Below are 21,029 nucleotides of genomic sequence, written 5' to 3' on the forward strand. Positions count from 1 at the left end.
TGTTTCCTCCTCTTTTTTTATGTGTCTAATTCCATGTTTGGATCAAGTGCGTCACGCAGTCCGTCCCCAACCACGTTAAAAGCAAAAATAGTAAGCATAATTGCTACTCCGGGGATAATTGCCATGTGCGGGGCACTCCACATGAAATCCTGCCCGGCGGAAATCATTGCGCCCCATTCAGGTGTTGGCGGCTGTGCACCAAGCCCCAGAAAGCTAAGCGCTGATGTTGATAAAATCGCTGTACCCATCCGCATCGTTGCAAAAACGATAATCGGAGCGGTACAGTTTGGCAGCACATGCAATAAAATAATCCGTGCATCGCTTGCCCCGAGGGACTTCATCGCCATGATATATTCCTGTTTTTTTACCGATAATACGCTCCCCCGTACAATTCTTGCACAACCCGGAATCGACCAGATACTTATGGCGATTACCACATTAACAAGACTTGTACCAAGCATTGCGATAATCAGCATTGCCAGCAGGATTCCCGGGAAAGCAAACAGCAGATCGACGAAACGCATAATCACACCATCAAGTTTCCGGTAATATCCTGATAAAAGCCCTAGCGTAACTCCGCCTGTAAGACCAAGAACGACCGAGGTCAGACCAACTACCAGGGAAATACGTGCCCCGTAGGCAAGTCTGGACCACATGTCTCTGCCATAATTATCAGTTCCAAGAATATGTCCCTCTTCGCCTATTCCAAGTTCAGTCTGTGAGAGATTCTGTTCATAAGGACCGTAACTCACAAGATAAGGAGCGAACGCTGCTGTGATAATTAATAGTCCAATAATGAAAAGACCGAACACGGCGAGTTTATTTTTCAGTAAACGCTTTGTTGTTTTAACAAATTGACGTTCTTTCTTTTTAGGAATTACTTCGTCCTCTTTCAAAACCGCATTAGCCGGCACTGTACTGCCTCCTTTCTATCAGTTGTATGTAATTCGTGGGTCGATGAAGGCGTAGACCAGATCGACAATCAAATTGACAACTACGAAAATTCCAGCTACTAGTAAAACTGTTCCCTGTACAACCGGAAAGTCTCTAGCTGCGATAGCATCAATCATTAGACGCCCGACTCCATTAATTGCAAATACCTGCTCGGTAATAATAGTGCCTCCGAGTAAACCACCAAAGTTAATTCCGATTACGGTAATTACCGGAATCATTGCGTTTCGAAGGGCGTGTACCCAGATCAGTGAACGCTGTCTAACACCTTTGGCTTTGGCAGTCCGGATATAATCCGACCTCACAACTTCCAGCATGGAAGAACGACTCATCCTGGCAATCAATGCTGCGGAAGCTGTCCCTAAGGTCACTGCCGGCAATATCAGTTCTTTTATCCCCTGAATGGTGAATATAGAAGAATTTAACCCACCGACAGGCAGCCACTGAAGGTTTACTGAAAAAATAAGAATCAGCATCGCTCCCAGCCAGAAGTTTGGAATCGATACCCCTGCCAACGAAAATGTAGTACTTGTAATATCAATCCATGAATTCTGTTTAATAGCAGCGATCATCCCTGCAACAATGCCAATAATCACGGCAACCACCATACTTGCAACCGCAAGCTTGATAGAGTTCGGAAATCTAGTCAGGATTGCATCTGTAACTGCTTGTCCTGTTTGATACGAGTAACCAAAGTCACCCTGCAGAATTCCGCCTAAATAATCAAAATACTGAACAAGGACCGGTCTATCCAAACCCATGTCTGCTCTTATTGCTTCAAGATCTGAAGCACTCGCTGTCGGTCCCCCTATAATAGTCGCGGGATCACCTGGAGCGATATGCATGCTCATGAACACAAGGAATGAAATCCCCAGGAGCAGTAACACAAGCTGGGCTAACCTTCGAACAATCAGACCAACCATATTATTATCCCTCCATTCTTTAAATTTAAAGTTTTCAAATACTTAATAAATTATTAACAATAATACATATATATACAGAGCAAGTCAACATGTTTTTTGACAAAAATGCGAAAATTATTAAAAACCACTTACACTTATGTGGTTAAATCAGTAAATTAGTTTCATTTTGTTTGATTTAAATTGAATGATTATACCGTAACGGTTTTGTAACATTTTGAGATTTCTGATATGATGGTCTAAAGGATTAAAATAATAGCAATCTCTAGGAGAAATGGACAATGAAATACGATGAGGTCGATAAAAAAATCATTGAGGAGCTAATCAGGGATGGGCGTTTGTCCTATGTGGAACTTGCCGAAAAAGTTGGCCTTTCCCGTGTAGCAGTGAAAGACCGTATCCAGCAACTGCGTGACGATGAGGTAATCGAAAATTTTACAGTCGTAGTGAACTCAGAGAAATTCGGGAAAAAAGTCTCAGCTTTTTTTGAGGTGGATGTGGAACCAAAACAATTGCAGGAAGTTGCACAGAATCTCGCAGATAACCCCAGCGTTGCCAGCGTTTATCAGATGACTGGACCTAGTACACTGCATATGCACGTACTTGTTGAGGACTTTCAAATGCTGGAAGTTTTCATCAATAACGAGCTTTATGCCGTGGAAGGTATTACACGGGTCGAAAGCTCTATCTTACTGAAACGATTTAAGAGCAGGACAGGATATAAGCTGTAAGCGGGGAATGATCCTCTTTTATTTCAATTATTAATACGCACGCAAAAAAAGAGGCTCAACTTACGCCTCTTAATCCAGTTTATAATCAATTTCGATTAAGTCCCATGGGGTAACAATCCCCAGGGGTTTTTCGTCTTGGCGTCCATTCTCCGTTATAATGACACCTTCCAGGTCCTGCTTCGCCAGATGGGCCTCTTCAAATATTTCTTCAAGTTCGAAGATATTTTTCGACTTCGAAACAAATGCAATCGGATGACTGTCGTCCGCGTTAAAAACATCCCCGACGGTGAATTTCGACAGGTCCACCTTACTATTGACCAGGTTTGCCGCCATCCATTTTACAACCAATTTGGCGGTAATAACACCAACACAGCTATCCTCCCGATAAACTGGATACTGCGAATAGGAATGATTATTTATTCCCGTGACCAGTTTTTCAAGACTGTCGGCATAATCAAAGATAATCACTTCTTTTGTAGCGATGGTTAACGCATGATTAGGTTGTGACAATACTTTAGCTATCTTTTCAATCCGACTAACCGTTTTTTCATTTGGTTCAGCGATATACTCACCGAGTTCATACCGCTCGTGCACAATCGCATTTCTGAGTCTGCTGAACTGTTGTAATTCAGACTGGTACTGCCTGACGATTGTATAACTTTTAGAACCCTTGTAGACCAGATTGCTGAAGCTTTGATTTTCATCTTTGACCAGTTTCCTCAATTCCTGGTGAATTCGGTTAAATGCAACTTCAAACCGTTCAGCCCTGCTGTTATCAGCTACTTTATCCATCTACCTCTCTCCTATTGACCACCGTGCAGTGCGTCGAAAGTTTTATTAATAGTATACACCAACTTGTAATCTATATAGAGAAAGGATGAGGACAGGACGAAAGTGTATAAGTTACTATTTTCAATATTTTAACGTATGGTAGTTCGGATTTTTCTGTAGGGATACCTTCGTATATATAAACTACGAAGTACAGCGTGGTTGATTTCCGCTTCAGGCAGTCGCTTTCCGCGGGCAACGCTTCAACTTCCTCGGAAGAAAACCACTTCCTGCGGGATTTTCAGCTGTTGCTTTTCCCGCAGGAGTCGACTACCCTACGCTTCAATCAACGCCAAGTTAGCGAAAGAGGGTCTTATAAAATCCAGTGTAAAACCGTTAGAAACATACTCAAATCCTAATAATTTATGGACATCAAGCGTAAGCAATACACGAAGACTCCTGTGGAACAACGAGCCTAAGAGACCCCACAGTGAGCGGGTCTATGCGAACGAGGAGGCTCGTGGTGAGTCCACGGAAAGCGAAGTGTATTGCTGAAGCAGCTGCCTATCATTTCCTAAATTCACTCTTCGCGTTTTTTATCAACTGTGAAATGAGATCCAACTATAAGAGTACACATTATAAAATCCGGTGCATTCGTTCGTATTTAGAATGTAACTTATAGTTGTGTCCCAGCCTCGCTTATGCACTGTCAGCTTTCTTGTTTGATATTTCTTTGAATACTTCGCTGGATTCTTGTTTGGTGATGAGCGAGATTCCAATGAAGGCTACCGTTGAGATCATAAATGCGATTGCACCCGTATCTAGTGCCGGAACATAAATTCCCTTTACCTTCAAAATATAAAGCCCAATACTAAACACAAGTCCGAGAGAAGACGACCAGATTGCAGCCGCTTTGGTTGCCCGCTTCCAGTAAAGACCTATACTTAATACTGGTACAAGTGAGGCAACAAAAATTCCCCATGATGCATTACCAAGCCAGCCGACTAAATCTGGCGGATTTAGCGACAACAAGAATGTTAGTACGATAACTGATAATGTGATCCACCTGGAAAGCGCAAGCTCTTTCTTCTGTGGAAGTTTTTCCCCTTTTTTATAAATCTGCTGATAAATATCCCGTACAATCGATGAACTTGCAATCAACAAGAATGCCTCACTTGTTGACATGATTGCCGCCATTACCGCTGCAAAGATAATCCCCGCGATTGCCGGGTGGAAAAAGTTTTCGATAAACAATGGTGCTACTAAGTCGGGTGATGGCGGTGCAGCCATTTCCCCACGATTGACCATCACTTTCGTGTAAAGACCGACAAACCATAACAGCGCAGTAATTGCGTACGTTGATGCGGCAATTACACATGCCCATTTCAGCATCGAAACTTTTCGGATCATATAAAATTTTGAAACCACGTGTGGCTGCCCCTGATGACCAATCACGTAAATGAAAAAATAAGAGATAAACGCGAATATTCCTATAGGTCCAGCGGTATGATAGGCATTAACCATATCCGGATTGATGGAGGAAATCTCACTATTCAACTGTGACATTCCACCAACAAGATTCATACCACCGATGAAAACAATTAACGCCCCGACTACCATCACAATCATTTGGATGAAGTCTGTCCAGAGCGCACTGATCATTCCACCAGCTACCACGTAGATTGTTAGAATGGTCACTCCAATAAACAGTGCTATCTGATAATCCACCCCAAGAACTGTCTGCAGCATATTCCCGAGTGCCTTATACTGGGCCATCTGGTAACCGATAGCTCCTCCAAGAATGGCAAGCGCCGTTATGGCCCGGACAGCCTTACTGTTATATCTGGCCTCCAAAATATCCGGAATAGTCATCGCCCCGAATTTCTCGGCGATTTTCCGCATTGGTTTTGCCAATATCAAAAAGCTGACAAATATCCCAGCGGTCGCAAAAATTCCAATCATAAACACAGGATAACCATTCTGATAAACGAGACCGGTCAGCCCGATAAAGCCGTAACCTGACATCGTTGTTGAAGAAACAGCTAACGCGACAAGCCATGGACCAAACCGTCTGCCCCCGGTATAGTACGTATCCATGTCCTTCTGGTGTTTCATTGAGTATAGTCCGATGACCATTATCCCCAGAAGGTACGCGACACCAATCAGCAATATAATCGTATTCCCATCCATTAGCTATCCTCCTCCTCATTCCTGAATGCTAGCATCCCCCATAATCCTGCTGCTATAATCGACGCTGGCCAAAATATAAACAGCATAAACGTCATTAATGGCGATAACCCAAACATAAATCTACCTCCCCTTTGATTGAGTAATTCCTCGCAAAAAATTTTATTGCTAATCATTAACCCCCTATTTCTGCCTCGCCCTTTTCTCCATACTGTTTTCGTAAAATAAACTTCTGCACCTTTCCGGAGGGTGTACGCGGCAGTTCATCGACAAAGATAACCCTTCGCGGCTTCTTGTAACTCGCCAGTAGTTCTTTACAGTGATCAACCACTTCCTGCTCCGTAAGCTCCGTATTATCTTTTTTTACAATGATGGCACAAACGGTCTCGAGGAACTTTGGATCAGGTATCCCGATAATTGATGCATCTTTGATTTTGTCATGTCGCATCAGGACATCCTCGATTTCAGCAGCGTAAATATTCTCTCCGCCACTACGGATCATATCTTTTTTTCGCCCGGAAATGGACAGATAACCTTCCTTATCAACGCTTCCTAGATCACCTGTGTAGCACCAACCGTCAACAAATGTCTCAGCTGTTGCTTCAGGCTTCTGCCAGTAAACATTTGATACAACAGGGCTTTTGACAGCAATTTCACCAATCTCCCCTGTGCCAAGTATGTTTTTGTCATGGTCGACGATTTTAATATCCGTTAACGGCAGCGGCTTACCGACCGTGTGACCTTTTGTAAAAATATCCTCGGCATCGAGCGAAGCAGCTATCGGTGTCCCCTCTGTCAGCCCGTATACCTGACTGATTCCGATGTGCGGAAACCGCTTGTTCATCTGTTCAACCGCCCACGGCATAAGTGAGTCGCCTCCGGTATAAATGTGTTTCAGATCAGGCAGTCTTATTTCGTCACTCGCTTCGTGCAGCATTTCATAAATCATGAACGGATACATGAAGCAATCAGTGACTTTTTCCTTCTCCATCACCTTCATCACACGATTAATATCAAACCCCCGACTCTTCGTAATGACAACCGTTCCACCCGCCAGCATTACTGGCAGGGCGATGTCCTCCATTGCGCCGACATGGTACAGTGGTCCTGTGGTCATACCGATTTCTTCACCAGTAAAATTCCATTTCATCACCTGTATCGCCGAAAACCAATATGTATTGGCATGGGTCCAGACAGCTCCCTTTGGCCTGCCTGTTGTTCCAGACGTGTACATCAGCATGACAGGGTCATCCATATTAACCGGATCTGTATTAACCTCTGCAGTCGCACCATTGCTAAACGTTTCCCAGCCCAGCGCCCAGCTAGGAACACGCTGATTTTTGTTTGGAAGACAGATATATTCTTCGACCCCTACTGTGTCTCGAATATCCTCCAGCTGACCGGACAGTTCAGAATGAAAACAGAGAACCTTTACCCCCGAATCATTAAGCGCATATTCAAACTCATGACTTGTAAGCCGGAAATTCAGCCGGACAGCAATCGCGCCCAATTTGGCTGCGGCAAAATAAAGTCCAAAATACTCTAGACAGTTATATAGCAGAATTCCTACACGGTCACCTTTTTCTATCCCCATATCCCTCAGACGATTTGCATACTGGTTGGATATCTGATCGAGTTCTTCATACGTCCATGACTGTCCACTTTCCATTTGAACGGCAACTTTTTCCCGTGCAGAAGAATTTCCATGTTTCAGCACCCCTCTGGTCATATAGCCAACATCCACCAGAAATACCTCCTTTTAAAAGTAAGCGCATACATTTATTCAAACTCAATATGAAACCATTTGAGCCCTCCACTCTTCTTATAGCAAAAATCATGCCAACTTTATAAAAGGGGTCCTATCAATATTCTGGTAGCTATTAAGTTCCTGACTTTTCCGATATTTCGGAATGGGGGCCACGGAAGTTTTAAAAATACACACACGACCCGCTCCATAATCAAAATTCCAGAATCCCGGAACGCATTCCAGGAATCCGGAATTATATACAAACTAATACATAATATTATGGCGTTTAAGTTTATCGTAAAGACTCGATTTTCCCATCCCAAGTGATTCAGCGACCTTCAACTTGTCATATTGGTATTTCTTCAAAGCCTGCTCGATAATCTGTTTTTCTGTATCTTCCAGCTGCTGTTTCAGTGTTCTTTTTTCGGTATAGTCTTTCCTGCCACGATTCAGATATGATGGCAGTGAATGAACATCAATTGTTCCTTCTTCACTTAGGTGAACAGCCACTTCTATTGCATTCTCAAGTTCCCGGATGTTGCCTGGCCAGTGATAGTCCTTAATTAATGCCAGCGCATCTTCATCTATCCTGTTGACTCGCTTGTTCATCCGGGCAGTGACCTTTTGCAGGAAATGCCGGGCGAGGATTTTAAGGTCTTCCCGCCGTTCCCGTAAAGGTGGTAAAAATAACTGGGCCGCATTAATCCGGTAAAACAAATCCTCTCGGAATTTATTGCGCTCAATCATTTTTTCGATTGGTCGATTAGTGGCAGTTATCACCCGCACATCAACCTTTTCAGACTGCAGGGATCCCACAGGTTCGATTTCTTTTTCCTGGAGAACACGAAGCAGTTTCACCTGCATATATTCCGGCATATCACCGATCTCATCAAGAAAGATCGTGCCACCGTCCGCAAACTTGAACTTACCCATTTTCCCGCCTTTTTTGGCTCCGGTGAACGCTCCTTCCACATATCCAAAGAGCTCAGATTCAAGCAGATGTTCAGGGATGGAACCACAATTCACCTTCACAAATTGCTTCCGGCTTCGTTCACTCAGCTGATGAATACTGTGAGCAATCAGTTCCTTGCCTGTTCCGCTTTCGCCTCGAATCAAAACGGCAATATCGCCGCCAGCCAGTTTTACAACCTGCTCTTTTAGGTGCCCTATTTCATCTGATGTACCAACAAGGTCCTGGAGTGAATAATTGGCACCATTGGTTTCATTCCATTCTTTCCGGTAGAAATCCAGCTCATTGAGGAGCTTCTTTATATGGACATTCATCTCCTGCCATTTTCCCAGGTCATTAAAAATAATCGTACCGATGGCACCAATTAATTTGCCCTTACGGCGGATTGGAATCCGGTTTGCTATCACATAATTTCCCTGCAGCAACTGCAAATCATTTATTTCCTCTTTTCCTGTTTTGGCGACGATATGCATTCTAGTATTCTCGATAACCATTTCCACATGCGTACCAACAACATGTTCCGGCTTTACATCCAGAAACCTGCAGTATGTACTGCTCATGTATTGAATGATGCCATCGCAGTCAACAACCACAACGCCATCGTAAACGCTTTCAAAGAAACTTTTCACAACCTCTTCCCGAAAAAAATTAACCTTCGTCTCCACAGCACACTCCCCTTAACCCTAAAATCAGACATTTTATACTATTCTATCATAAAAAGGGACAGGGGGGACAGGCACCGTGTCCCACATAGTGGGGACATGGTGCCTGTCCCCCCTGTCCCGCCGCCTTTATTGCAGGCTTTTGATGTCATAGTTGGGGAGAATTAATACTTCTACGCGTCTATTTTTAGCGCGGTTTTCCTTACTGGTGTTTGGTACAAGCGGATTATGTTCGCCAAATCCCTTTGCACTGAACCGCTTGGGTTCCAGCTTATCATTTTGCAGCACGATACGCATAAAGTTCACCGCCCGCATAACGCTTAACTCCCAATTTGATTTATAGACACTATCATGAATTGGAATATCGTCAGTGTGTCCACTGATCACAATTTCATGCGGGGGATCTGTATACAAGAAGTTGGAGACATCCTTAGCAATATCTTTACCCTTCCCTTTGACTTCCGCACTACCAGATTCGAAAGAAATATCATTGGTAATCGTTATATACAGGCCTTCCCCTGACAAACTTGTTTCAATGCTTTTGGTCAAATTATTATTACTGATATATTTATTGATTCGTTCCTGTAGCGCTGTCAGCTGCATAAGTTCCTGTACGTTTTTATCAGCCTCTTCTTTATGTTCTTCTGGTTCTTCCTTAGGCACTGGCATATCTACCGAACTATCATTATGTTCCAGTATTCCTTTCCCACCCGAAAATTCCTCATTAAAGACTCTTGCAAGTTCTTTATATGTTTTGGTGTCAATTTCACTCATAGCAAAAAGCACGATGAACAGAGCCAGAAGAAGTGTCAGCAAATCTGCATAAGGAAGTAGCCAGGACTCACTCATATGTTCTTCGCTATTCTTTTTCTTCCTGCGCATAGGAGTCCTCCTGATCCATTTTCTTCAACTCTGCAGGTGACAAGTACGAACCTAACTTATCCTTAATCAGCTGCGGAGACTCGCCATTGGTTATGGACAAAATCCCTTCTATCATAATCTCTTTCACCAACACTTCTTTTTTCGACTTTTCCTTTAACTTGTTTGCAAAAGGATGCCACAGGACGTATCCCGAAAAAATCCCGAACAGCGTTGCAATAAAGGCAGATGAAATAGCATGTCCTAAAGCCTCAATGTCCCCCATATTTCCCAGTGCAGCAATCAAACCAACAACTGCTCCAAGAACTCCCAAGGTTGGCGCGTACGTACCTGCTTGCGTGAATACAGAAATACCCTGCTGGTGTCGGTTTTCCATTGCATCCACTTTTTCCATCATAATATCTCGAATAAACTCAGGGGACTGTCCATCAACAGCCAGCTGGATCCCTGACGTTAAAAAGGAATCATCGAGCTCGTCTATCCTGTTTTCAAGTGATAAAATTCCCTCTTTCCGGGCTGCTTCTGCCCATTCAACAAACATATGGATGATTTTCTTAACATCATAATGCTTATCTTCTTTAAAAATAATCGAAAACAGCTTTGGTATATTTTTAATTACTTCTGTAGGAAATCCAATAATAACCGTCGCCGCAGTACCGACAAAAATTATAATAAATGCAGCCGGATTAATAAGAGCCTCAGGACTTACTCCCTTAAGCAAAATCCCAATCCCCAAGGCCGCGATACCTACCAAAATACCAATTACTGATGTTTTGTCCATAATTGAGTCCCTCCTTCTGTAATCCGGTAAAAGAAAAATTTATTCCTTCTTGCGTTAGACAAAAACATCTTTACCTATTATTTCCGGTATTTGGAGCAACTCAAATACTTCGTATACATCCTCTCTAACCTCGGAAACAGTTACCGTAATATCATGCTCTTTCAAAGTATTCACTAGTTTCATAAGCAGTCCCATACCTGAAGAATCGACAAATGGAACATTCTCAAAATTAATCTTCGCACTGCGGAGACCCAGTAGTAATGGCATTAATTCTTCCTCGATTACTTCCGTTCCATCTATGTCCAGGTCACCTTTTAACAATACTTCCAAACTATCACTGCCGCGTTCTTTCGTAGTATACTGAATCATTCTATTCCCCCCTCGTTATCCAAATACTAGTTTGCCTGTTTCATCTAATATTGCTTTAATATTTTTCTTAGATTCCTCAAAGGTGTATTTCTGATTACCGATTAAGAGTACGGTACCTTCATGTGCCTTAGCAATTTTTATAGCTTGGCCGGCAGGGACCTCGACAACTGTTTTTGTCCCGCTGGCCGAACCGATCTCATTAAGTTCAGCCCCGGTCTTTCCGAATACTTCCCCTCCCCGGACGACTCCGGTGACCTTTAATTGCCCTCCGGAGTATATTTTGGTGTTTACACTTCCGTGTCCAATTATCAGGATATTGCCGCTGCAGTACAATCTACTGTTTAAAGCATTGGAGATTGTCATATAAGACCCTGGTTCTTCAGGTGTTTTACTTACTTCATGCAGCTCATGCATACTCAGAGAAAGTTCCTTAATTTGCTCGATTGAAATATCATGGCGTGATAACCTCAGGAAATATTCACTTATTTGATTGGAGATGTCTACCCATTCACTATCCAGAAACTCCTTACCACTTGTAACCATCTCCACATATTCTTTAGCTAAATGCTTATAGTTACTGAACTTCTTTTCCATTAATATTCGTATCAGTGGTTGTATTCCTTTTCGGGAAAAATCACTGGACTTAAAAGCAGTTGCTTGTGTAAGTTGCTTAATTACACTGATAATCTTCTCCGTTTGGTAGTGCATGGTTTCCAGTAGTTGTCCCAGTTCCGCAATCAGCATGCTGCTTTTCCCAGCTGTTATAACTGAACTGGCGACATTGCCATAGGTTACAACTGAGTTGGATGCAGTAACCACAGCGTCATTCACTGTTTGATGAACGATAATATCACTACCGGATTCCACCACCATATTTTCTTCCACTTCCCCAGTGATTTCCACATCCCCGTCAAACCGGATATTCCCGGAAGAAATATTTACATTACCCTCATGAATCAGTTTAGGCATGATCGATGCCTTAACAAGATGTCCTCTTTGTTGTATTGAAGGACGGCCGCTTTCAGTCGCTATTAACTTGTCCTCTACTACAATTACACCTTTTCCGGCTTTTATATTTACCGGGTGAACCGGCTTGGGAGGAAGGTGTTTTCCTAGAACAGAAATACCAGGGCGTCCGGGCATCGGCGGGTAAATAATTCCAAGCGTTTCGCCCATATCCACAGTGGGAAGTATGCGAGTTTCACGAAAATTAATGTTTCCGGATTCATCTTCCTGTAAAACCGTTTTGGAATCTGTATTTACTTTTATCTCCAAAGATCCGTTTTTACCCGACTTAGTCTTTCTTCCTGTTGCGATTTCAAACTCAGAAGCCTCCGTGGCATTAATAGCTTTCATGATTGCTGGCTCATTAATCCCATACGTTATTTGCTTCTCTTCCAGTATTTTTTGGATGCTGGTATATTCAAGTGTGTTCTCAATTTCTTGAGTTTCCTCTACCACTAACTCAATATGTTCGCCTGGAGGTACATCCCCAAGTTTTCGGATTACAGAATAACCTGGTATTATCTCGAGCAATGCTTTCATCCCTTGGTCCTTGATGGAGACTTTCCACTTTGTTTCCTGTATTTCCTCCACAAAGTCCACGTCCAAAATATCTGATTCAGTAACCATTAGCGTCTTCTCTTTAACTAGCTGATTATTTTTTAACATCCTAATATCTTTATCAAGGGTGATGGTGGTGTACTTGGACGGAGCATCCTTTACATGGATTTTCCCGCGCTCCACCCATACTTTACCGCTACGCCCTTCGTTATTTGTTGTTACGCCAGATGGAAGGTTATCCTCGGGTGACTCAACGTTAACGGAATAAGAATCTATCAATCGTTCCACATCATCTATCGAATCTATCGGTAGTGCGTCCGCACCGCCATCCGCTTTTCTATCTTTGAAAGCATCTTTTGATAGTTTTACAATTGCCTTTTTGCTCCCGATTCCCATGATGCCTCTTGACTCGTTTTGTATGATCTCAATGTTCACGTCACTCTTGCTGACTTCCAGTATATCCAGCCCTATCTGAATAGCTTGCTGGACATTTTTCCCCTTTGAGACAATACTTTTCATGATTGCACCTCCTATGCATTTATTATTGGGGAGTTATAACTTGTAATATCGGTTTTATCCTGACTGATTTTAAGCAGCACCATCGTTATATCATCTTTTTGCGGTACATCCCCCACAAAGTCTTCAACTGACTTAATTACTTCGTTCTCAATTGCCTCCACATCATACGTGGACTTTTCCAAAATCACATCTTTCAACCGATCAATCTTATACATGTTCCCTTGACAGTCCTGCGCTTCCACAATTCCATCCGTGTAAAAAAACACAACATCCTCTTCATCAAGTTTAATCGATCTTTCAGAGTAATTTTGGTCCGGCAAACCACCCAGCATTACACCCTTTACTTTTGGTAAATCAGATATCGCTTTATTCGCTCGTACAACAAGCGGCGTATTGTGTCCTGCATTGGCATACGACAAAACTCGGTTTTCCGGGTCCCAGTCGGCACAAAACAGGGTGACAAAAGACCCCAAAGTACGAAGATCAGTGTACATCGCATTATTCATGGCGGTTATAGTATCCCCCGGTCCCTGTTTACTTTCAGCTGCACTCCGGAATGCCCCCCGGGTCAGAATCATCAGCATCGCTGCCGGTATGCCCTTCCCCATTACGTCACCAATTACGATTCGCAGTTTCCCGTTTGGAAGCACATAGAAATCATAATAGTCTCCTCCAATCAACCGGGCTGGAATAGAGGTGCCGGACACTTCTCCACTGTTAATCTGCGGTTGTACCCCATTAAGCAGTTTCATCTGTATCTTGCGGGCAAGCTTGATTTCCCGTTCCAATGATTTGATTCCCTTATCCTCTGCCGTTAAATGGGACAACTCCCTGCGGTACATAACTATTCCCCTTCCTCTTCCAATGCGCTGAGAATCTGATAAACACCAATTGTTTCAAACAGCTCATGGGTCTCTTCATCCACACCCTCAAGCTCAACGCTAAAATGTCTGGTATTCGCTTCGTGGGCCAGGTTGATTATTGCCCCGATACCTGTAGAATCTATAAACTCAAGTTCCTTGAAATTTATCGTTACTTTCGTTGTTCCATCCTCAACTGCACGGATATGTTCGACAAAAGGATCCATTGTAGCGTAATCCAATACACCATTCACAAAAAGAACACACTCGGATCCATTTCTAACCTTTTCCACCTTAATCATTTCTTCCATGTCACAGCACCTTCTTAGATTCCTGTTTTTCATCCAACTCGAATTGTTCCAAATTCTTCAACAGCTTCTTTGAAATATCAGACAGGGAAGTCGACTGTCCCTGTAAGGATTTCAGTACATCTGATAACGTAATTGTCATTTCGGTTGTTGTATTGGAGTTTTTCTGAATTAGCGCATGGATGTCAGCTATTTTTGCCCTGATATCCTGGTCCTTTGCATTATCGTTCTGCAAAAGCTCCTCAATCTGATTGATAATATGATTAATCTCATCCATCGAATCTCTAGAATCTGCGGTCGCCTCCATGGACATGGAATAAACCTTTTCCACCGAATTATTTGCTTCTGACTCTAGCAAGTAGGCATGGCGTTCCGTTTTTACAGCCTGTTCACGCGTCTCGCTTAATACATGGTTTAATGTATCGGCCATTTTATTTGCAGTGGTCGACAACTGACCAAGTTCTCCTTTGTCATGCACATCACTGCGCACTGTAAAGTCACCTTTTTCATGCGAAATAATTTGTGCGATAATTTGTGCGATATTATTATATATCTTGTTAAAGAATCGTGCCGCCGCAATAAACAAAACAACCAATGAAGCTATCCCGAATGCAATAAGGATGAGCGAGTATTTTTTAAATGGAGCGATCATTTTTTCATAATCCATCGCTACATAGATTACTCGTCCATCTTCCAGTGGCATGAACATCTTATAGATTTTCTCGCCATCATGACTATCTATTCTGGTTACTTTTTCGGGGTTCTCAACCATTCCTATCAGTATTTCCTCATCGGTCTTCAAACTGTATTGACCGTAAATCACCTTCTGTAAAGGCGGGTACATTTTTTCCGCAAGACTTGGATCAGCGAACACCTTTGGATCCAGTACAGCAATTTCTTTCGCGTACTCATGTTCACTGGATACTTTATCAATCCAGGATTCTGGACCAACTTCCTGGGTGAATTGATTTACTTCATTTGCTTCGATAAAAGTACTGATAAAATAATCTGTTCCAGGTTCTTTCTGGTAACCATATTTAAAGAACTTCGGCTCTTCTCGCGAACCCGACTGCGCGGTATAGAACACCAGTGTATTGCCGTTCTGATAGCTCACCTGATCCTGTAAATCGGGTATATTTCCCTCCAGAATCTCGACAAACGTGGCATAATAGGCATCATTAACACCTTTTAGCGTGAAACCAATTTCATCGGGTTCCGTTGACTTTGTAACAGATACGATATTCTCCTCATCATATGAAAAAATATCAATTCCAGCTATATTCGTCTGGTCTCTTAATTGAATTAACTGCTCTGTCGTAATAGCATCCACGCTATCCGGCAACTGTTCACTGATCTGATTGGTTATAACTTCAAGTTTGTAATCAATCTGACGCTCGATCGCTCGTGCAGCCATATCTGTTTCCACAATCCCCTGCTCGATGCTATTTCCAATCATTGAAGCTTCCCGTTCAACATTCTCAGAAACTTGCTTATTAAGATAATAAACCTGAATGATTCCGGTAATCACGGTAATGCTCAATAAAATAATAAACATTCTTAAAATAAATTGACGCCGTAACGATTGTTTTTTACCCACTTACAGGTTCCTCCGTTCTGTTTTCCATGAACATCTTGCGGAGGGTGACTTTATCAACCTTTCCCTGTGAGACCGGAATTTCAGAAAGAACCTTGAGGTGATCAGGAACTTTATAACCGGCAATTCTTTGTGCGCAAAAGTAGGAAAGGTCTTTCAGATCCAATTCACCGCTGGGTACTATAAATCCAACGATCTGTTCACCAAATACATCATGCGGGGCGCCTAATACTACTGCCTGCTTCACCTTAGAGTATTGAACAAGAATTTTTTCCACTTCGGCAGGAACGACCTGCTGGCCACCTTTTTTAATAATATCTCTTTTACGACCGATCATTTCGAATTTACCTGGCTCAGTCTCGCGGACCATATCCCCTGTGAAAATCCAACCATTCTCATCAAATAATTCCTTTGTCAGTTCAGGGTTCTTATAATAACCGCCAAACGAGGTTGGAGATTTAATCAGCAATTCACCATCTTTAATTTTATGACGAGTTTCTTTTAGAAGCGTAAATTCAACTTTATCTTCTAGAACACTCTGTCCAATAACACCCGCTTCGGTATTTCCATACATGCTGGTAAATGTACAATCATCCATAAATTCAAATTGATCCTTATAGTCTGTAGTTATCTTCTCTCCAGCAAGACCAACAAGCTTCATGTTTTTCAATATTTCGGGATCAAGTTCCTTGGCAATCTGAAAAATCGCCTTAAAAATGGAAGGTGTGCCGATTATCTTATTACACTTATTGTCCCTGACCAGATTCGTCATTTTTTTGAAGTCAAAGCTTTCCGCAAAAGCAACTGTTGCCCCACTGTAGATCCCGTACAGGAAAAACGCCAGACCTGCTGAACTTGTTGGAGGCGCAATTAAAAGCACGCTGTCTTCCGGCTGAAAATCGGTAAGTTCCGGTAATACCCGGTAAAGAGCATCCACAAAGTCAGGCTGGCAGATTAGCCCTTTAGGCGTCCCTGTACTTCCGGAAGAACAGACGATGATTGGAATATCGTTCTGTTCCAATGGCTTGGTCTCACCTTTATACGTCTGCCGAGCCCATTCATTACTGGAAGCAGCAGTATATACCACCGTTTCTCTATTAGTGGATTCTGCCCATGTCTGAACTGCATCACCAAATGCAAATCCATTATGTACCTCCACCGTGAATACAATATGGGGATCCAGATAATCCAGAACGTTTGTTAAATCTTCTTGTCTGAATTGCCAGCTTAACGGAATTACTGTTCCACCAAGCTTATTTACTGCCAAAAACAGCGCCAGATAGGAATCTATCATTGGAACAAGCAAGCCTACTTTCTTCTGACTGAGTTCCTGATCCTTAAGTATTTCCTCATAATAATGCACCTTCTCTTTCATAGCTTCAGCCGTATAATTTCCGTTGAAGGTTGCAAGAACTGCCTTGCCACTGTCACGATCAAAAAGTGTATCTATTACTGTTTTCATTTAATCATCTCTTCTCCAAAATTTTATAAACGCTTCCTACTGTTTCCACGTCATCTGCACGTACCAATTGTTCAAAACCGATCCCTGTCTCTTCCGACAACTGAATAAATAAATTGACCAGATTTAGCGAATCAATCCCCAGGTCATTCCGAAAACTGGATTCGGCTGTTATATTTTCTGCTGGCAGGTGTGTAATGTCCGAAATCACATCAACGAATTGTTCAAATTGCATCCCGCTTTCTCTCCCCTTTAGAACTAAACCACTCAACAGCCAACCGACGTACTTCTTCGAGCTTGAAGTTGCAGCAGTGTCCCTCATCACTGTACTCCACCAATTGCTTTGGCTCAGGAAGACGTTGATAGAAATCATGAATATCAGCGGTGTTCACCATTACATCCTTCGCTCCGTGAAATAAAAGGACGGAAGGATAATCTGATCGTTTGGTAATTGGCGATACTATTGCTCCTTCGCTCGAAATGAAATTGATTCGCTCGCCAAAATAATGTGGCATAGGACCGTTACTTGCGAGCGGCGGACTTACTGCCACCGAACTATACACTTTTGGATTAAGACTTCCATGGATAGCCCACGAAGCCCCTGAGCTCGTGCCGAATAAGTGGATTGGCAAATCAGGGAACATATCGTGCGTTAGATCAATGACCTTACCAAGGAACTGCTCCCACCTTTTTGTTGTGGCCGTTAACCCATTGAGCGTAAAAGCTTCCCCCTGGCCAGGCCCATCAAAACTGACTGTGATGTAATCTGCTTCAACAAACTGTATTTCATAGGTATACAGTTCTTCTTTTGTGGAATCAATTGGGTTAATAATGAAAATACAACCTTTAGGGCTTGCCGGGACTCTGATTCTCCCCGGACATTTGAATCCATCCACAGTGACAGATTCTCTAACCCTTGGAATCGCTGAAAGGAGGTCAGCTCGTTCGGTAGCTTCGGTTGCCTTCTTCAACCAATCTATTTTTTCTATTGTGCGATCGGGGTAAATCCAATGAATGAGGTTATAATAAAGACTCGATAATCTATATAACTCTTCAGCAGTCCGGACAGCCCCTGTTCGCTGGTATAGCGTCGCCTGTTCGTAGTGCTGATCGGCTGTATTCCGGAAAGAATCCTCCCATTTCGTTACGTTTTTTAAACAATTTCGAACTCCTGCTGTTTCAGAAAATAATATTCCGTGTGCAATCCACCGATCCCAGAACCCATCAAATAGTCGTGCAGCCAATAGTGATTTCTGGATTGTCAGCAAGGCATTTGTCTGCTCAATCATCTTATATTCCCTCCTCACCTGCGTTAAGTACCAATATTAAAGTGGAACCGGACGAGGACGTTTCCAATACTACCTGATTAGCCATTTTCATCATGAGGGTAAACCCCTGACCAAGGGATTCCTTGGTAGAAAATCCGGCCATCAACGTTGTCTTAGGCAAAATCTTCAGCGGAAACCCCGGCCCTTTATCCTCAACCAGGACGCATACCAGGTTGTCCTCTTTGTAAACAGTCATTTTGCCGCCGGTAGCATGTTTCAACAAATTCGTTACCGCTTCAGAAATGATCAAATTATAACTTGTTATTTTAGTAGATTTAAGCCCATGTGCTGTCAGGCATTCCTTTGCCATATTCCTAGCTTTTGCTATATCATTACGTTCAGCAATATCTGCTTCACATAACACTTTACCTTTCGTATAGCGGGCTATCTCGCATTTTTTAATCAGCAGGAATTGTCCATGGGTGGCAGCATAAATAACATCACGGTAAACTTCCCATTTCTTATCTGTTTCGTTCGATGAGACATTTAAATGATTGACATCTGACTGAATATCGTTCAGTACTCTGGATAAAATTTCTTTCGAAGTAACTGTGGAAGATACCTGATTCAACTCTTCTTCTATTACTGAATTTGTCCGTATCCACTTTACCGCCGACTGTGCTATTATCATCAGTTCTTTTATCGATTCATTTTCCATGTCATCAAGCGACCTGGCTGTGAACGCCAGAAAGAACAGTGCTTCTCTATCTTTCTCGTCGAACCCCATTGCATGAGCCAGACGGGAAGCAACCCAGCCAGTCAGCGCCCTATCCTCCACCATTTGATAAGAGGAAATATGAGTAAGTTTCGGATGGTATTCTACTACCTTTTCTTCAACCTTCTCAGACGAACCGGGGAGAATTTTTGAAAGAAAAGTCTTCATCCGTTCACCCTCCCCTCTTACAAAATACCACCAGGAGGCATGATGGTTATTTCATCCACCACCGAGTTCTCCGGTTGACTCATTAGAAATGCTAAATGTTCTGTGATGGACTGCAATGGAATCATTTGCGAAACAGGCGGCTTCGAATCAATTCCATCCCAAAACGAGCTGGCTATAGCTCCGGGGATAACCGAAGTTACTCTGATTCCTTCCCTGCGGAGCTCTGCCTGCAGTACTTTGGTAAAACCATAAACACCAAATTTCGAGGAGGAATATCCGGCATTACCAGGCAAAGCAGTGGTCCCTGCGATTGAAACCAGATTCAGGATTTGACCGCCCCTGTGTTCCTTCATGACTCTTCCAAAGTACTTGCACGTTAAATAGGTGCCCCGAAGATTAACTGCCACCATATCGTCGAAGTCTTCGGTAGCCGAATCGAGAATACTGGAAAACTTCCCGACTCCTGCTGCATTGATCAATACGTCGACACTGCCAAATTGCGTAATCGCCCCGGTAACAAACTGTTTTACGGAGGTTTCGTCTCGAACATCCAACTGGATGGATAGAACATTATCCTGCCCGCTAAAATCTTTTGCCAATTGCTCGGTATCTCTTGCCCCAAGTACAAGCTTTACTTCCCAGTTTGCAAGAAGTTCTGCCATTGCTCTTCCGATCCCACGGCTTGCTCCGGTAATGACAATAACCTTATTTTTCAAATGTGATAAATCCATAAAATCGACCCCTTAACCTGCGTACTCGAAGTAATTTTTCTCAGTCTCCCATAAACCGATTTTGTGAAGATTCGGCAACAGCGGTTTCAACATGTTATAGATCACTTTTGCCACCACTTCAGACGTTGGGTTTAGACCAGCGAACCACTTGGTGTCCAGATTCAAGTGCTTGTGGTCGAATTCACTTAGAACAACCGACTCCACCGTGTTATCCAGGTCATCCAGATCGGTGATCATTCCAGTAACCGGATCGGGCTCCCCCTGTACGGACACTTCCAGATAATAGTTGTGACCATGGCCAAACGGATTATTGCACTTACCGAACAACCTTGTGTTCTCTTCCTCTGTCAATTGTTCACTGTGAAGTCTGTGCGCCGCGCTGAAGTGATACTTTCTCGTTAACGTAACCAAGTCTTCTTCCCCTTTCTCTGCATACAAGTGAGAATTCTCATGTAATTTCAATCGATGTAACGTACAATTTTCCAGTTTAGGTCCCAGCATATCCCATAAGTACGTAACTATGTTTTCTGTTGTCGGAATGTTCTTTTTGAAATAATCATGTTCCATATTTAAGTACTTACCATCAAGCTCCTCTTCAACGAAGCCGCCTACAATCCGTTTGATGTCTACCGTGTTTACAACTATTCCTGCCTTTTCCACAAGATCTCCCTTAACCATCACTTCCAGCTGATAATCATGACCGTGTCCATGCTGGTTGCTGAATGGACCGAAAACTTTAAAGTTCTGGTCCTCACTCCAATCATCAATACGGTAACTATGCATAGCAGAGAAATCGACTCTGCGCGATAAATAAAGCAT

Annotated in this window: 20 protein-coding genes; 1 reads left to right on the forward strand and 19 read right to left on the reverse strand. The window is 42.8% G+C overall.

Annotation, left to right across the window (positions count from 1 at the left end):
* Positions 1 to 17: 17 nt before the first annotated feature.
* Together ACFO3D_RS06030 and ACFO3D_RS06035 are read right to left on the reverse strand one after the other, a co-directional pair.
* A complete protein-coding gene (locus tag ACFO3D_RS06030) occupies positions 18 to 914 on the reverse strand; it encodes an ABC transporter permease (RefSeq protein ID WP_390293810.1) in 897 nt (298 codons plus the stop codon).
* Between the two features lie 18 nt (positions 915 to 932).
* Positions 933 to 1,874: an ABC transporter permease gene (locus ACFO3D_RS06035; RefSeq protein WP_390293812.1), complete on the reverse strand. Its 942-nt coding sequence runs from the start codon at positions 1,872 to 1,874 to the stop codon at positions 933 to 935.
* A 278-nt stretch (positions 1,875 to 2,152) separates the two neighbouring features.
* Between ACFO3D_RS06035 and ACFO3D_RS06040 the strand changes: the two genes are divergently transcribed.
* Positions 2,153 to 2,602: an Lrp/AsnC family transcriptional regulator gene (locus ACFO3D_RS06040; protein ID WP_390293814.1), complete on the forward strand. Its 450-nt coding sequence runs from the start codon at positions 2,153 to 2,155 to the stop codon at positions 2,600 to 2,602.
* Between the two features lie 69 nt (positions 2,603 to 2,671).
* Here the strand turns inward: ACFO3D_RS06040 and ACFO3D_RS06045 are convergent, their stop codons facing one another.
* The 17 genes from ACFO3D_RS06045 to ACFO3D_RS06125 form a co-directional block, all read right to left on the reverse strand.
* Positions 2,672 to 3,394: a CBS domain-containing protein gene (locus ACFO3D_RS06045; RefSeq protein WP_390293817.1), complete on the reverse strand. Its 723-nt coding sequence runs from the start codon at positions 3,392 to 3,394 to the stop codon at positions 2,672 to 2,674.
* A gap of 675 nt (positions 3,395 to 4,069) precedes the next feature.
* Positions 4,070 to 5,560, reverse strand: a complete 1,491-nt coding sequence (locus ACFO3D_RS06050) for a sodium/proline symporter (protein ID WP_390293820.1) — start codon at positions 5,558 to 5,560, stop codon at positions 4,070 to 4,072.
* Positions 5,561 to 5,732: 172 nt separating this feature from the next.
* Positions 5,733 to 7,301, reverse strand: coding sequence for a class I adenylate-forming enzyme family protein (locus ACFO3D_RS06055; RefSeq protein WP_390293824.1), 1,569 nt, complete (start codon positions 7,299 to 7,301; stop codon positions 5,733 to 5,735).
* 267 nt (positions 7,302 to 7,568) lie between these two features.
* Positions 7,569 to 8,939, reverse strand: coding sequence for a sigma-54 interaction domain-containing protein (locus ACFO3D_RS06060; protein WP_390293826.1), 1,371 nt, complete (start codon positions 8,937 to 8,939; stop codon positions 7,569 to 7,571).
* 126 nt (positions 8,940 to 9,065) lie between these two features.
* Positions 9,066 to 9,818 carry a flagellar motor protein MotB gene (motB, locus tag ACFO3D_RS06065; RefSeq protein ID WP_390293829.1) on the reverse strand — a complete coding sequence of 251 codons (753 nt, stop codon included), beginning with the start codon at positions 9,816 to 9,818 and terminating at the stop codon, positions 9,066 to 9,068.
* Entirely contained in the window at positions 9,796 to 10,596 is an 801-nt protein-coding gene (gene motA, locus ACFO3D_RS06070; protein ID WP_390293832.1) for a flagellar motor stator protein MotA, read from the reverse strand. The genes motB and motA overlap by 23 nt, the downstream gene beginning before the upstream one ends.
* Before the next feature lie 54 nt (positions 10,597 to 10,650).
* The gene (locus ACFO3D_RS06075) at positions 10,651 to 10,965 is read right to left on the reverse strand and encodes an STAS domain-containing protein (RefSeq protein WP_390293834.1); all 315 of its coding nucleotides are present in this window, start codon (positions 10,963 to 10,965) and stop codon (positions 10,651 to 10,653) included.
* A gap of 15 nt (positions 10,966 to 10,980) precedes the next feature.
* Complete coding sequence (locus ACFO3D_RS06080) at positions 10,981 to 13,047, reverse strand: flagellar assembly protein A (RefSeq protein WP_390293837.1); 2,067 nt, start codon at positions 13,045 to 13,047, stop codon at positions 10,981 to 10,983.
* 11 nt (positions 13,048 to 13,058) lie between these two features.
* The gene (locus tag ACFO3D_RS06085) at positions 13,059 to 13,889 is read right to left on the reverse strand and encodes a PP2C family protein-serine/threonine phosphatase (RefSeq protein WP_390293839.1); all 831 of its coding nucleotides are present in this window, start codon (positions 13,887 to 13,889) and stop codon (positions 13,059 to 13,061) included.
* Positions 13,890 to 13,891: 2 nt separating this feature from the next.
* On the reverse strand, positions 13,892 to 14,218 hold the full coding sequence (locus tag ACFO3D_RS06090; protein WP_390293841.1) for an STAS domain-containing protein: 327 nt from the start codon (positions 14,216 to 14,218) through the stop codon (positions 13,892 to 13,894).
* A gap of 1 nt (position 14,219) precedes the next feature.
* Positions 14,220 to 15,812, reverse strand: a complete 1,593-nt coding sequence (locus ACFO3D_RS06095) for a methyl-accepting chemotaxis protein (RefSeq protein WP_390293843.1) — start codon at positions 15,810 to 15,812, stop codon at positions 14,220 to 14,222.
* On the reverse strand, positions 15,805 to 17,271 hold the full coding sequence (locus tag ACFO3D_RS06100) for a class I adenylate-forming enzyme family protein (RefSeq protein ID WP_390293846.1): 1,467 nt from the start codon (positions 17,269 to 17,271) through the stop codon (positions 15,805 to 15,807). The genes ACFO3D_RS06095 and ACFO3D_RS06100 overlap by 8 nt, the downstream gene beginning before the upstream one ends.
* Before the next feature lie 4 nt (positions 17,272 to 17,275).
* Positions 17,276 to 17,503 (reverse strand): acyl carrier protein, encoded by a 228-nt coding sequence (locus ACFO3D_RS06105; RefSeq protein WP_390293848.1) that lies wholly within the window; start codon positions 17,501 to 17,503, stop codon positions 17,276 to 17,278.
* Complete coding sequence (locus ACFO3D_RS06110) at positions 17,493 to 18,557, reverse strand: alpha/beta hydrolase (protein ID WP_390293850.1); 1,065 nt, start codon at positions 18,555 to 18,557, stop codon at positions 17,493 to 17,495. Before ACFO3D_RS06110 ends, ACFO3D_RS06105 begins: the two co-directional genes overlap by 11 nt.
* A 1-nt stretch (position 18,558) precedes the next feature.
* The gene (locus tag ACFO3D_RS06115; protein WP_390293852.1) at positions 18,559 to 19,479 is read right to left on the reverse strand and encodes an ATP-binding protein; all 921 of its coding nucleotides are present in this window, start codon (positions 19,477 to 19,479) and stop codon (positions 18,559 to 18,561) included.
* Positions 19,480 to 19,496: 17 nt separating this feature from the next.
* Positions 19,497 to 20,210, reverse strand: coding sequence for an SDR family oxidoreductase (locus ACFO3D_RS06120; RefSeq protein ID WP_390293854.1), 714 nt, complete (start codon positions 20,208 to 20,210; stop codon positions 19,497 to 19,499).
* A 12-nt stretch (positions 20,211 to 20,222) separates the two neighbouring features.
* Complete coding sequence (locus ACFO3D_RS06125) at positions 20,223 to 21,029, reverse strand: 6-carboxytetrahydropterin synthase (RefSeq protein WP_390293856.1); 807 nt, start codon at positions 21,027 to 21,029, stop codon at positions 20,223 to 20,225.

Origin of the sequence: Virgibacillus kekensis (assembly GCF_042654125.1) — a bacterium.
GTDB classification, from domain to species: Bacteria; Bacillota; Bacilli; order Bacillales; family Amphibacillaceae; genus Lentibacillus; species Lentibacillus kekensis.